This window comes from Nostoc sp. (assembly GCF_036919815.1).
GTDB lineage: Bacteria > Cyanobacteriota > Cyanobacteriia > Cyanobacteriales > Nostocaceae > Nostoc.
The window spans coordinates 1-14,627 of the sequence record NZ_JBALCE010000007.1 but is presented as its reverse complement, the minus strand read 5'-3'; the positions used below and the strand labels follow the sequence as shown (position 1 = coordinate 14,627).

General features: G+C 41.9%; 9 protein-coding genes. 8 read left to right on the top strand and 1 reads right to left on the bottom strand.

What is annotated here, in order from left to right:
- Positions 1-41 precede the first annotated feature (41 nt).
- The 7 genes from V7K15_RS01980 to V7K15_RS01950 all read left to right on the top strand — a co-directional run bounded on the left by V7K15_RS01980 (position 42) and on the right by V7K15_RS01950 (position 13,106).
- The gene (locus V7K15_RS01980) at positions 42-1,682 is read left to right on the top strand and encodes a sensor histidine kinase (RefSeq protein WP_334902552.1); all 1,641 of its coding nucleotides are present in this window, start codon (positions 42-44) and stop codon (positions 1,680-1,682) included.
- A gap of 89 nt (positions 1,683-1,771) precedes the next feature.
- Entirely contained in the window at positions 1,772-7,189 is a 5,418-nt protein-coding gene (locus V7K15_RS01975; RefSeq protein ID WP_334902550.1) for a trifunctional serine/threonine-protein kinase/ATP-binding protein/sensor histidine kinase, read from the top strand.
- A gap of 299 nt (positions 7,190-7,488) precedes the next feature.
- The gene (locus V7K15_RS01970) at positions 7,489-8,241 is read left to right on the top strand and encodes a response regulator transcription factor (protein ID WP_300417247.1); all 753 of its coding nucleotides are present in this window, start codon (positions 7,489-7,491) and stop codon (positions 8,239-8,241) included.
- A gap of 53 nt (positions 8,242-8,294) precedes the next feature.
- Positions 8,295-9,614: a sensor histidine kinase gene (locus tag V7K15_RS01965; RefSeq protein WP_334902548.1), complete on the top strand. Its 1,320-nt coding sequence runs from the start codon at positions 8,295-8,297 to the stop codon at positions 9,612-9,614.
- Between the two features lie 28 nt (positions 9,615-9,642).
- Complete coding sequence (gene phoU / locus V7K15_RS01960) at positions 9,643-10,311, top strand: phosphate signaling complex protein PhoU (RefSeq protein WP_334902546.1); 669 nt, start codon at positions 9,643-9,645, stop codon at positions 10,309-10,311.
- A 413-nt stretch (positions 10,312-10,724) separates the two neighbouring features.
- A complete protein-coding gene (locus V7K15_RS01955) occupies positions 10,725-11,351 on the top strand; it encodes a Crp/Fnr family transcriptional regulator (RefSeq protein ID WP_334902544.1) in 627 nt (208 codons plus the stop codon).
- Positions 11,352-11,477: 126 nt separating this feature from the next.
- On the top strand, positions 11,478-13,106 hold the full coding sequence (locus V7K15_RS01950) for an iron uptake porin (protein ID WP_334902542.1): 1,629 nt from the start codon (positions 11,478-11,480) through the stop codon (positions 13,104-13,106).
- Positions 13,107-13,236: 130 nt separating this feature from the next.
- Here the strand turns inward: V7K15_RS01950 and V7K15_RS01945 are convergent, their stop codons facing one another.
- Positions 13,237-13,497 carry a hypothetical protein gene (locus tag V7K15_RS01945; RefSeq protein WP_334902540.1) on the bottom strand — a complete coding sequence of 87 codons (261 nt, stop codon included), beginning with the start codon at positions 13,495-13,497 and terminating at the stop codon, positions 13,237-13,239.
- A gap of 222 nt (positions 13,498-13,719) precedes the next feature.
- Here V7K15_RS01945 and V7K15_RS01940 point away from each other — a divergent pair, with 222 nt between their 5' ends.
- Positions 13,720-14,325: a DUF3318 domain-containing protein gene (locus tag V7K15_RS01940; protein ID WP_334902539.1), complete on the top strand. Its 606-nt coding sequence runs from the start codon at positions 13,720-13,722 to the stop codon at positions 14,323-14,325.
- Positions 14,326-14,627 lie beyond the last annotated feature (302 nt).

Below are 14,627 nucleotides of genomic sequence, written 5' to 3'. Positions count from 1 at the left end.
CACTAACTTGAGGTTGACATGGTTATGGCTGATCTATCACGATGAAAATTTCTCACAAACTGCTTGGAAGCTTTGTTGGTATTTCCTTATTAACGAGCCTTGTTGGTGCGGTTGCGATCGCCCAAAACCAGAAAATTGCTGAAACTCTGGCGATCGCCGAAGCTCAACACGTTGCCCAAGTACTTGCTATTTCGATCCACCATATCTCTAATGATCACGAATCCATTTCTGTTGAACGTTCCGACGAACTGCAAGACTTGACCAATTTGCTGCATGATCTGCAAAAGCGCGACATTGTGGTGGTCAATCGGCAGAAGCTAATTTTGGCGGATGCCGTTCCTAAAAGTGTCGGCACGATTTTTGATGAGGACAAGGGCAATGAAATCCAGAAAACGATGCAGGATAATAACTTCAGAACTTTTATGGAAAAGAGCGTTGATCATCCCCAAGGGATTAAATCAATTGTCGTTCCCCTGATAAACAATCAAAAACAGGTAAATGGTGCCGTGATTTTAGAGTGGTCATCGCTGTATGACAATGCGATCGCCCAAGCCAGACCGACAATGATTGCGATCGCTATCACCAGTTTAGGCTGTGTTATTTTCGCATTGATCATCGGATTTAGAATTTCGAGCAGCATTGCCAAACCACTGCAATCCGTGACATCGGTGGCGCAGCAAGTCACCCAAGAGTCTAACTTTGACCTGCAAGCCCCCGTCACCACCAAGGATGAAATCGGTATTTTAGCGACTGCATTCAACCATTTGATCGAACGCGTGAAAACACTGCTGACTGAAAAAGAACAACGTTCAACAGAACTTCAGCAAGCTTTAACTCAGCTTCACAGCACTCAACAGCAACTCGTTCAAACTGAAAAGATGTCGAGTCTGGGGCAACTGGTCGCTGGAGTTGCTCACGAAATCAACAACCCTGTCAATTTTATTCATGGCAACATTACTTATATTGATAGCTACAGTCAAGACTTACTGAAATTGGTTCAGGCGTATCAGGCGCACTACCCGAATCCGCCCCAAACACTCCAGGCAACTTTGGATGATGTGGATCTCGACTTTCTGAATCAAGACCTGCCCAAGATACTGCAATCAATGAAAGTTGGCACTCAGCGAATTCGGGAAATTGTTTTATCTCTCCGTAACTTCTCCCGCCTGGATGAATCCGAATTCAAAGCTGTTGATCTTCATGAGGGGATTGACAATACGCTGCTGATTTTGCAACATCGCCTCAAGGCAATACCAGAGTCTTTGGCAATTGAAGTGGTTAAAGATTACAGTCAATTGCCTTTGGTTGAGTGCTATCCCGGACAACTCAATCAGGCATTTATGAACTTACTGGCGAATGCCATCGATGCGCTGGAGGAATCTGCTCAACAAACACAACCTGGTAAAATTTGGATTTCAACTCAAGTTACGGCTGATAATCGGGTGCAGATTGCGATCGCTGATAATGGTTCGGGGATACCTGAGAAAGTGCGATCGCGCATTTTCGATCCTTTTTTCACCACCAAACCTATCGGTAAAGGCACTGGCTTGGGCTTATCCATCAGCTACAAAATAGTCATAGAAAAACATCATGGCAAGATGTGGTGTGATTCCACATTAGGAGAAGGTACCAAATTTATGATTGAGATCCCAGTTCATCAACCTGAATCAATGCCGAGATGACGGAGCTACTTGGTATCACTAAATTATAGTTGTAAATCCTGCCCTGTTTTTGGGAACACTAAATACTGAGGTCTCAAAAATTAAGCCGTATGGTCAGCATTCCCGGATATGACGTTAGCAAAGAACTATACAACGGTTCTCGAACCTTAGTTTATCGCGCTAATCGAGAAACTGACCAAAAATCTGTGGTAATTAAGCTGATGAAAACTGCTTATCCCAGTTTCAGTGAATTAGTACAGTTTCGCAACCAGTTCACGATTGCCAAAAATCTAAATCTACCTGGAATCATCCAAACCTACAGCCTGGAACCGTATCAGAATGGCTATGCGTTAGTGATGGAAGACTTTGGCGGAATTTCTCTCAACCAGTGGGAAGGGAGAGGAGAAAATGGGGGGATGGGGGGAACACCACAAAGTCTCATTCAGTTTTTACAAATAGCGATCGCTCTCTGTAATGCCTTAGATATTCTAATTCGTAATCTGATCATTCATAAAGATATTAAACCCGCCAATATTTTAATTAATCCAGAAACTAAAGAAGTTAAGTTAATTGACTTTAGTATTGCATCTCTGCTGCCACGGGAAACTCAAATCTTGATGAGTCCTAATGTGCTAGAAGGGACACTCGGCTATTTATCTCCAGAGCAAACTGGACGCATGAATCGGGGGATTGACTACCGGACTGATTTTTATTCTTTGGGTGTAACTTTTTACGAATTACTAACAGGGCAATTACCATTTCAATCGCACGATCCGATGGAATTGGTACATTGTCATATTGCCAAACTTCCGCCTTTAGTACACGAGATTAATCTGCAAATTGCGCCTGTACTCTCATCTATTGTCAGCAAATTGATGGCGAAAAACGCCGAAGACCGCTATCAGAGTGCATTCGGGCTGAAATATGATTTAGAAATTTGTTTACATCAGCTAAAAGAAACGGGTAAGATTGCAAGTTTCCCAATTGCTCAACGAGATGTGTGCGATCGCTTTATTATCCCAGAAAAACTCTATGGTCGTGAGCATGAAGTTGAAACTCTGCTAGAAGCATTTGATCGCGTTACCAACAATCAGACGGAACTAATGCTAGTGGCTGGTTTTTCTGGTATTGGTAAAACTGCTTTGGTGAACGAGGTTCATAAACCCATTGTCCGGCAAAGGGGCTACTTCATCAAAGGCAAATTTGACCAATTTAATCGTAATATTCCCTTCTTTGCTTTTGTGCAAGCGTTTCGAGATTTAATGGGGCAATTGCTCAGTGAAAGTGATGCCCAATTGTCAACTTGGAAAAATAAAATTTCACAAGTACTGAGTGATCAGGGGCAAGTTATTCTTGAGGTAATTCCCGAACTAGAACAAATTATTGGTCAACAACCACCTGCAACCGAACTTTCATCCAGTGCAGCCCAGAATCGTTTTAATTTACTCTTCCAAAAGTTCATTCAGGTATTCACCACAAAAGAACATCCCTTAGTAATTTTCCTCGATGATTTACAGTGGTCTGATTCTACATCACTCAAATTGATGCAGTTGCTGATGAACGAGTCAATAAGTGGATGTTTACTTTTAATTGGAGCTTATCGGGATAATGAAGTTTCTGCTGCTCATCCGTTGATGTTGACTTTAGCGGATATTCGCAAAGCCAATGCCACGATTCACAATATTACTTTAGCTCCGTTAAGTCAAGCCAGTTTAAATCAATTGGTGGTTGATACTTTGAGTTGTTCAGATAAAATTGCCCACACTCTAACACAACTCGTCTATCAAAAAACTCAAGGAAATCCATTTTTTGCAACGCAATTTCTTAAAGCATTGTATGAAGATAGACTGATTAGTTTTAATTTTGATCAAGGGTACTGGCAATGTGGTATTGCTGCGGTGAAGGCACTCGCCCTCACCGATGATGTCGTAAAGTTCGTAGCGCTACAATTGCAGAAGTTGCCAGCAGCAACGCAAAATATGTTGAAATTAGCCGCCTGCATTGGCAACCAGTTTGATTTGCTAACCTTAGCAATCGTTTCTGAACAATCTGAAACCGAAACGGCAGCATCTTTATGGAAAGCTTTGCAAGAAGGGTTAGTTTTACCTACTAGTGAAGTTTATAAATTCTTTCAAGATAGTGGGCATAATTCTGACTCAAACCCCTTTAATTCCAATTTCCAAATCCCAATCTACAAATTTTTACACGATCGTGTCCAGCAAGCTTCCTATTCGCTGATTCCAGATGAAGAGAAACAATTTACCCATCTGAAAATTGGTCAATTACTCTTACAAAATACCTCTGAGTCTCAGAAAGAGGAGCGACTTTTTGAGATTGTCAGTCAGTTAAATTGTGGAATAGCACTAATTACCCAGCCGACTGAACGTCAACAATTAGCTCAGTTAAATCTGAATGCTGGTCGAAAAGCGAAAGAAGCTACCGCTTATAGTGCAGCAATTCATTACCTCAATTATGGAATGCAGCTGTTGACGATTAATAGTTGGGAAATCGCCTACGAACTGACTCTAAATTTATACGAAGAAGCCGCCGAAGCTGCCTTTCTCAACAATGAGTTTGAGCTGATGGAATCTCTGATCCAGGTTGTCATCCAAGAAACAACCACCTTACTGGATAGAGTGAAAGTTTATGAAGTTCAACTTCAAGCTTATCAGTTGCGGGATCAATCATTGGAAGCGATCGTAACTGGGCGTGAACTTCTCGAGCAACTTGGGGTAACATTACCTAAATCAGTAACACCTTCAGACATTCAGCAATATGTATTAAACACGCTCTCTAGATTGGCAGGTAGAAGTATTGAGGGCTTAGTTGATTTGCCATTGATGGATGATCCCAAAGCTTTAGTTGCTTTGCGGATTATGGCTAGTATCGCTCCTGCCATCCACCAGAATTGCTCGTATCTGTTTCCAATTTTGGCCTGCGAAGAAGTGAATTTATCTCTTAAATACGGCAATGCACCACTTTCTGCACCAGGGTATGCAGATTTTGGAATTGTACTTAATACTTGTAACCAACTGGAGTCAGGCTACGAATTTGGTAAGCTAGCTTTAGTGCTTGTAGATAAATTTCAAGCAAAATCTGTTCAAAGCATGACTATATTTAAGGTAGCTGCATTAAATCAATATAATAAACAACATGTTCGCACCTCAATAAGTTTATTACAGGAATCTCATACTATTGGATTAGAGACAGGCGATTTTTTTCATGTGCTTACATCCATGATTTTCAAGTTATTCTATGTCTATTTAAGTGGCAAAGAAGTTTTGGAAATCCTGCTAGCAGATATTAAAGCCTACAAGTTGCATTTTGCCAAAAACCAGCGCTTATTAAATTGGTCTAATATAGTCTGTCAAAGCATTAAAAATCTAACCGAATATAGCAATAATCCAGAGTTGCTTATTGGCGAATATTGTCAAGAAGAACAACTTTTATCTGCGCTCCTCAAAGAAGACGAATTAACACCCCATATATTTTTTTTAAATAAGTTAATACTCAGTTATCTGTTTGAGAATTTTCCGGCGGCAGTTGAGAATGCAAATCAGGGAGATCAATACCTCAACGGTGTTCCAGGAATGCTATCTGTGCCAGTCTTCTACTACTACGATTCTTTGTCCCGGCTTGCTGTCTATCCAACGGTTGAACCGTCTCAACAGGAGCAATTACTCTTGAAGGTTGGCGAAAACCAGGAAAAATTGCAGTTTCGAGCTAAATTTGCACCGATGAATTTCCAGCACAAATTTGATTTGGTGCAAGCAGAACGCCATCGGGTTTTGGGCGAAAAGATGGCAGCAATGGAATTCTACGATCGCGCCATTTCTCTGGCTAAAGAAAATGAATACATCCAAGAACAAGCCTTGAGCAATGAACTAGCTGCCAAGTTCTACCTCGACTGGGGCAAAGAAAAAATCGCTCAAATTTATATGCAAGAAGCTTATTATTGCTATGCCCGTTGGGGTGCTAAAGCCAAAATCCAGGACTTAGAAAAACGCTATCCTCAACTCCTGTCTCCCATCTTACAAGAGCAACTTAATCGCTTTCAACTAAGTCTAACCGTCGATACATCATCATTTCCAAATCAAACTATCCACACAAACATTTCTAGCAGCAATATTTATGAAGCCCTCGATTTGGCCACCATCTTTAAAGCCTCACAAGCTCTCTCCAGTGAAATTAAATTAGAGCAATTACTCACTATCCTTTTGCAAGTGGTGATGGAAAATGCCGGGGCGCAAAAAGCTGCCTTGCTTGTACTCCAACAGGGGAACTTAGTGGTTAAAGCCGTAGCCACCATCAATGAAGGAGTCACTCTAGTATCTGTACCATTGTCAACCAGCGAAGGCATTCCGATTACACTGGTAAACTCTGTCAAACACAGCTTAAAAACTCTTGTGTTCGATGATGTAACAGCACAAACTAATTTTATCGCCGATGCATATTTCATCCAGCAACAACCTAAGAGTGTGTTGTGTACGCCGATGTTAAATCAGGGTAAACTCATCGGGCTGGTATATCTAGAAAATCCGTTGACAATTGGTGCATTTACGAGCGATCGCATTGAAGTTATCCAACTGCTATGCACCCAAGCCGCCATCTCTCTAGAAAATGCCCGTCTTTATCAAGAATCTCAAAATTATGGACAAGAGTTAGAGCGATCGCTGCAAGAACTTGAGCAAGCCCAATTACAAATGGTGCAAAATGAAAAAATGGCAACCTTGGGCAATTTGGTTGCAGGGGTGGCACATGAAATTAATAATCCCCTCGGATTTTTGAAAGGCAGCCTCGACAATGCCGAAGAGTATACTCAAGACTTACTCACTCATATCAAATGCTACCAACAACATTATCCCACTCCAGCGATCGCAATCATTAAGCATAGCCAACAAATTGACCTAGAATTCCTAACTGAGGACTTACCAAAGCTAGTAAGTTCAATGAAGATGGCAAGCGATCGCATTGAAGACATTAGTACCAGCCTCCGCACTTTCTCCAGAGCCGATACAGCTGAAAAAGTTGCTTGTAACCTCCATGAAGGGATTGAGAGTACGTTGTTGATTTTGAAGTATCGCCTCAAAGCTTACGAAAAACGTCCCGCGATCGAAGTGATCACTGATTATGGAAAATTACCGCCCGTCAAGTGCTTTTTAGGACAGCTAAATCAAGTATTTATGAACATCCTCGCTAATGCAATTGATGCCTTCGATACATCTGTTGGGGGACGTTCTTTTGCTGAAGTGCAAGCCGATCATCAGCAAATACTGATTCACACCGAAGTATCCAGTGACCAACAAATGGTTATAATTCGGATTAGAGATAACGGTCAGGGGATGCCAGAGGAAATTAGATATCGGATCTTTGACCACCTGTTTACAACTAAAGAGGTGGGGAAAGGAACAGGATTAGGATTAGCGATCGCTCGTCAAATTGTCGAGGAAACCCACAATGGGCGGTTGAGTTGTAATTCTGTGCTTGGCGAAGGAACAGAATTTGTCATTGAGATTCCAGTGTCTTAATGGCTACTATTCCGATATGATTTAGGAAGCTGCTGTGGTATATGTTACATTTTGTAAAGAAAATCTAAAAGAATTAACCCTAGTAGAAGCGTGGTTGCAATAAGGCGAGATAATAGATTCAATCTAATTCATAATTCATAATTAAAAAGGGTTTGTACCCGGTGCAACTATCAAGCAGTCTTGTTTGAGTTGGGGTTTGAATCCCGATTTAAAACATAATTATGAATTATCAATTATGAATTATGAATTTTTAATCATTCTAATTGATACAACCACGGTCTTAGACTTTTGTGAGATCAATGTATACCAGTGAATCGACCAAATATTCTGCCAGAACGGACATTGGACAAACCAGCCGTATTTTAGTAGTAGAAGATGAAGAATTAATCCAGGAAATGCTAGCTGTAGCCTTGGAAGAAGAAGGTTATGGGGTGATAACTGCACCCGATGGGCGGTCTGCTCTAGAGTATCTCAAAAGTTTTGAAACCAATTCAGGGGAACTTCCTTTTGATCTGGTGATTCTTGATTTGATGCTGCCTCAAATCAATGGGCTAGATATTTGTCGTTTGTTGCGTCATCAAGGAAACCCAGTACCGATTTTAATGCTCAGTGCTAAGGGTAGTGAAACTGACCGCGTTCTGGGGTTAGAAGTGGGAGCAGATGACTACCTGACCAAACCCTTTAGTATGCGCGAATTAGTGGCTCGTTGTCGGGCTTTACTCCGTCGCCAACGCCTAAGTAATTTACCCCCAGTACCAGTATTAAAATTCAAAGATGTTACCTTGAATCCCCAAGAATGTCGCGTACTGGTTCGTGGTCAAGAGGTGAGTCTTTCCCCTAAAGAGTTCCGTCTGCTAGAACTGTTTATGAGTTACGCCCGTAGGGTATGGTCACGAGAACAATTACTCGATCAGGTTTGGGGACCAGATTTCGTGGGCGATAGTAAAACTGTAGACGTTCACATTCGTTGGTTGCGCGAAAAATTAGAGCAAGACCCCAGTCATCCTGAATATATTGTGACTGTACGAGGTTTTGGCTATAGGTTTGGATAATTAGTTGAGATAGTTGTTAGTTTTTATTTGTAACCAAGAAACTAACAACTCAAATGCTCTTATTGGGATTTTTTCTGGGTTTAGCGGTAGGCATTGGGTTTTGGGTTTGGCAACAGGTTCAACTTAACCGCTACCTGGGGCGTTTACTCCGACCGTTAACGTCCCATCTTTATAAGATGCGACTGCTGCTGATTCCTGGGTTGCGGCAGGAAATAGCGATGGTGAAACAGCAACAGCAAGATTTGCAGCAGTCGTTGCAAACTTACCAAGACCTGCTAGATTTTGCCCCAGTGGGATATTTGCAAGTAGATGAGGAAAATCAACTGCTGTGGTGTAATCGGCAGGCGCAGGAAATTTTGTATCTTCATTGGCAACCAGAACAGGTACGTTTGTTACTAGAGTTGGTACGGTCTTACGAACTTGACCATTTAATTGAACAAACTCGTGATCGGCAAAAACCACAGACGGGAGAATGGGTATTTCATCGATCTTGTGAGGATGCCGCAGAGATGCCAACAATAAAATCTCTGGCTTTGCGGGCGTCTAGCTTGCCTTTACCCAATGGACAAGTGGGAGTATTTTTAGAAAATCGTCAACCCCTATTAGATATAAATCAAGTACGCGATCGCTCTTTTTCTGATCTAGCACACGAACTCAGAACGCCACTAACCTCGATTCGCTTAGTTGTGGAAACTTTACAAAACCGCTTGGAACCACCTTTAAATCGTTGGGTTAACCGCCTAATGCAAGAAGTTGACCGGCTGATTAACTTGGTGCAAAGCTGGTTAGAACTTACCCAAATGGAAGCAAACCCAAATATGCAATTGCAAGTCAAAGCTGTAGAATTGCGATCGCTGATTGCATCTGTTTGGGAAACACTAGAACCTTTGGCACAGCATCAACGTCTGTCTTTTTCTTATTCTGGCCCAGAAAATGTTTGGATTAAGGCAGATAAAGCCCGTATTTACCAAGTTTTTCTCAACTTGCTAGATAATAGCATTAAGTACAGTCCACCTGGTACAAGTATTCACGTCCAAGCAAAAATCCTCTCAACGAATAATGGGGGCGATGCTGCTTCTCAAATTATCGAAATAAATCTTATTGATTCTGGAGTCGGGTTTTCGGAGGTAGATTTACCCCACGTTTTTGAGCGATTTTATCGAGGAGATAAAGCGCGATCGCATTCTCCCCAAGATGGTAACTCCATAGGGGCGATCGTTGGCAATGGGTTAGGATTAGCGATCGTTGAGCAAATTCTGATCGCCCACGGTGGTTCAATCAAAGCGATGAACCATCCAGAAACTGGTGGTGCGTGGATGCAACTCCAATTTCATGAAGTTATGGCAAACTCCCTAAGCCAAGACTATAGTTAGTAATATCTTCACGTTTGAGACAACAAGTGTGAAAGCTATCGATTATAGTCCCAATCCTCAAAGACCTCAACTTGCACGCGCCATTAGGCGCTTAGAACGAGATGTATTACGCATGGGTGCTTTAGTCGAACAATCATTTCGCCTTAGCCACCAAGCGTTATTTGCTCGTAACTTACCAGCAGCTGAGCAACTTCCCCGATTAGATAAAAAGATTGATCGCTTTTATCGTCAAATAGAATCAGACTGTACGGCGATTATGACGCTGCAAGCGCCTACGGTTCAAGATTTGCGCTGCTTGAGTGCCTTTATGCAGTTGGTGCGAGACTTAGAACGCATTGGCGATTATGCTGAGGATTTAGGTGAGATTGCGATTAAAATTTTTCCTTATCCGCCTCATACGTCTTTACCAGAAATTGAAGCTATGTCCCTTCACGCTCAGGCGATGCTAGCAACTAGCTTAAAGGCTTTGGGAGATTTTGATGAAGCTGGTGGACGCCGTTTAAAGCATCTTGATGATACTGTAGATGATGCCTACGATCGCGTTTATCAAACTTTAGCCCAACAACGGGATGTCCCAGGCGTAGTCGAGCCAATTATACTGCTGGCACTGGCAATTCGTTGTCTGGAACGCATGGCAGATCATGCCACTAATATCGGTCAAAGGGTAGCATATATTGTCACCGGTCAACGCTCTTAATTGACGTGCTGCCTAGATCCCCGACTTCTTCAAGAAGTCGGGGATCTAAATCCAGTTTAAGCAAGCGCCATTCCACCCTACTATTTTCATAATTATTTCCGCCTACATACTTAGTCTTCAGAAAATATCAAATAATTAAAAATAAGTTAACTAAATATTTTACTAAAAGCTTACCTCTTCTTAAACTTGCACAATTAAACTAAGGATAAACAACTAAAACATTTTGGATCTATCTCACTGATAGATACCTTAAACGAGAAGTTGTTTCCATAAAAAAATTTTGAGTTAGCTCTAGCTCTGATTCAGAAAAATACACCTTCAGATAAACAGGTAAAATTTGATACAAATTATTAGAGTTTCTTAATCATTGTAAATAGCGAGATTCCCTGATAATTATGTAGTTACGGTTAACCATGTATTCCACAAGTCCTACATCAAACTCTTCTGCCGTGCCAAATAGCTCTGCTTTGGGGGGACAATTACCCCAGCAGATATTTACCCGTAGAGAAGTAATTCCACTTCAAAATGACGTACTTTGGCATATTGATCACGGTGCAGTTCGTACCTTAACCTGGAGTGAAAACGGAACATTTATCACTCTCGGTTATTGGGGGTTAGGGGATCTGATTGGTTATCCTTTGTCTAAAGTCAAGCCCTACCAGATTGAATGTCTCACTGGCGTGGAAATAAGCATTGTGCCACCTCATCTGTGGCATCAACATATTAATGCTTTATTGTCTCACATCCAACAGGCAGAGGATCTACTAAGGATTGTGCATCGAAAACCAATTTCGCTACGTTTATGGCAGTTTTTGGTGTGGTTAAGCGAAAAATTTGGACGTGATGTCGATAAGGGCAAGCTAATTGATTTAAATGTTACCCATCAAGATATTGCTGAAGTCTTAAATACCACACGAGTAACAGTTACCCGGCTCCTACAACAGTTGGAGTCGGAAGGAACAGTTTTACGTCACAAACGCCGGATTATTTTGCGCTCACCAAATAAATTAATTAAAAATTATGGTTCAGTATTATATTAAATGACTTGTATTTATCACATGAGATAGGTATAATCATTGCTGTGAATGTGTGTGAAAATTCTGAAAGTAAAGTATTTTAAGTATTTTACGATGATTGAATTAGTAGGTGTGAGTGAGACTAAAAACATGACAAAACAATTCTGGAATCTTTTTAAGGTTAGTCCGGTTGTTGTAGCTGCTACATTTTTTGTTGCCAATAGCGCCTTAGCTGCTGAAGTCAACGACCCAATAACAAATGTTTCCCAGTTATCTGAAGCTCAAGAGTCTAACAACATCGGTCAAGTAACATCAGTTTCGCAATTTTCGGATGTGCAGCCCACAGATTGGGCATTCCAAGCTTTACAATCCCTGGTTGAGCGCTACGGCTGTATTGCAGGTTATCCCAATGGTACCTATCGTGGGAACCGTGCTTTGACCCGTTATGAATTTGCCGCAGGTTTGAATGCCTGTCTAAACCGGGTTAACGAACTGATTGCTACAGCCACTGCCGATATAGTCAGTAAACAAGACTTGGCTACTTTACAGCGCTTACAAGAAGAATTTTCTGCTGAACTAGCAACTTTGCGGGGTCGTGTCGATGGACTAGAAGCCCGCACCTCTGAGTTGGAAGCCAATCAGTTCTCTACTACTACCAAGTTGGTTGGGGAAGCGATTTTCAACGTGTCTGATGCTTTTGGTGGAAATAGGGCAGTTGCTGCTGGTAATTCAAATCAAAACTTGGATTCTAACACCACTTTTTCTGACCGCGTTCGTTTGAACTTGTACAGCAGTTTTAGTGGTCAAGACCAGTTGCAAATCCGTTTGACTGCTGGCAACATCGTTTCTAATGCTGCTGTGACTGGTACTAACATGACCCGCTTGGGCTTTGATGTCGGTGCTCCCAGCAACAACAGCGTTAGCATTGATAAAATCAACTATGCTTTCAACCTAACCGACGCAGTGCGTGTCAAGGTTGATGCGACTGGTGGAGAGTTATGGGAGAATGTGAATAACTTCAACCCTGACTTTTCTAGCTCAGCCAGAGGTGCCCTTTCTCGCTATGGACGTTTCAGCCCCATTTATCGTCAAGGTGCCGGTGGGGCTGGTTTAACTGTTACCTTCAATCCTAAAGGCCCGATCAGCTTGAGCGGTGCTTATCTAGCTAGGACTGCTAACGACCCTAGCGTTAATAATGGGCTGTTGGAAGGTGATAACGCGATCTTTGGTCAGTTATCTTTCCAACCCAGCAAAGCTTTTAATATTGGTCTAACCTACGCCCGCAGTTATCAAGGTGATACTGTTGTCAATAACCTTTTCCAAGCTACAGGTAGTGCTTTTGCTAACAATCCTTTTGGGGCTAACACTCGTACCGAATCCGACAACTACGGTGCAGAGGCTACCTTCCAACTTGGCTCTAAGTTGGCTCTCAGTGGTTGGGGAGGTTATACAACTGCCGATGCTCAGACTGGTCCTAATGCAGGTAGATATGCAGAAATTTGGTACTACGGTGCAACACTTGCTTTGAAAGACTTTGGCGGAGAAGGTAACGTCTTGGGTCTGATCTTTGGTCAACCACCCCAAGTTACTGGTGGTAGCATAAAAAACGGTAGTACTTTTGACTCTGGTACATCTTATCACTTAGAGGGTCTTTACAAGTACAAGGTTTCCGATAATATTCAAGTCACTCCTGGCTTGTTGGTAATCTTTAATCCAGAGAACAATAATAATAACGACACTGAATATGTAGGCACTCTACGTACTACCTTCACTTTCTAAAATGGGTGATGAAATATAAAGCTCAGAATTAGGTAAACAAAACCCCGCTTAAAGGTGGGGTTTTGTTTAGATTTTTCAATATAGGAGATGGTCGCAGATTAATAAATCCACATTCATCTGAAAAAATTGGCTATGTAGGATTATCATCTGGCGGATTGGATATCTCTTTTGGGGGGCGATCGCTACTCCAAGCCCACCAGACAGAACCACACTGACAGTAGTAGAACTCTTGCCATTTGCGACGACGGTCTTCTGTAAGTACAGGCGATCGCCGATTTAGCCAAACTTTTTCAGCTTCCAAGCTACTCAAGCGGCAGCTAGGACAGCAAAACTCATAAGCGTGTGTTGCTTTATTCGTCCATTCAGGCGGGATAGAAACAAAAGCGTCCATGATTAGGACAGGGAGTAGGGAGTAGGGAGTAGTATTGAAAAAAGCTGTCAAACGACACTATTCTGACAAATTTGTCTATTTTATTTAGAAATCTTATTTTACGACGGTTTGTACTTATAAAACAGCTTTTTTAAATCCTGCGAGAGTATCTCACAAATCAAAGATTAACACGAATGATAACTAAAATAGTTACTATCCACATTATGGCTAATAATTAAATTTATGGAGCCAAATGTTGAAATTCGCCGTTTGTTAGATTTGATGCCTGCTTCTGGTCGGATGACGACAAAACTTGTTAGTAAGCCACAGCAAGCAAAAGTGATTGACGCCTCCTTTCCCCAACCCTGGAATCAAGCGCGGCCGATATATATTAATTTCGATTTGTGGCGTCGCTTGACAAAACCGCAACGAGATTTGCTGCTGTTGCAGATGGTTAGCTGGTTGACGGGGGTGAAGTGGTTTAAACCCGACATTTATCAAGGTATGGTGCTGGCGGGACTGGTAGGCGGATTCTTGGAAGCAGCACAGTCAGATGTGGTAGGTGTAGCCGTAGCTGGGGGATTAAGTGCGATCGCGGCTTGGAGGATCTGGCGCACTAATAAATCTCAAGAGTCAGAGTTAAATGCCGATGCAGCAGCAATTAAAATAGCACAACGGCGCGGTTATTCCGAAGCAGAAGCAGCGCAGCACCTGTTATCTGCAATTGAAGCGGTAGCTAAAATTGAAGGGCATTCCAGTTTAAATTTTGCTGAGTTGATTCGTTGCCAAAACTTACGAGCGATCGCAGGTTTATCACCAGTGGGTATGCCAGAAAGTTATGATAAGTAGAATAAATGTCTCTGCTGCCCATTTGTAGCAACATTTAAAGTGAAAAGTCTTTATGTGGGTTTTTGACAGCGATCGCAAAACGTCTAAATTTCAGATGAGGTTTTGGTCTTGTCTATGCTGAAGTTTTAGCATAGGTTCTCATTTTTTATAACTACAGCAACCTTTGACTAACAAATAGGGCTTTCTGCATTTATTTAGCCCCAGCCTTCTAGGGTGTGTCATCAAATAGGCATCAATCTATTTTAGAATTAGTGGCTGATGGAAAATTCAGAAGAGTGAGGAGTGTTATCATGACACGTCGT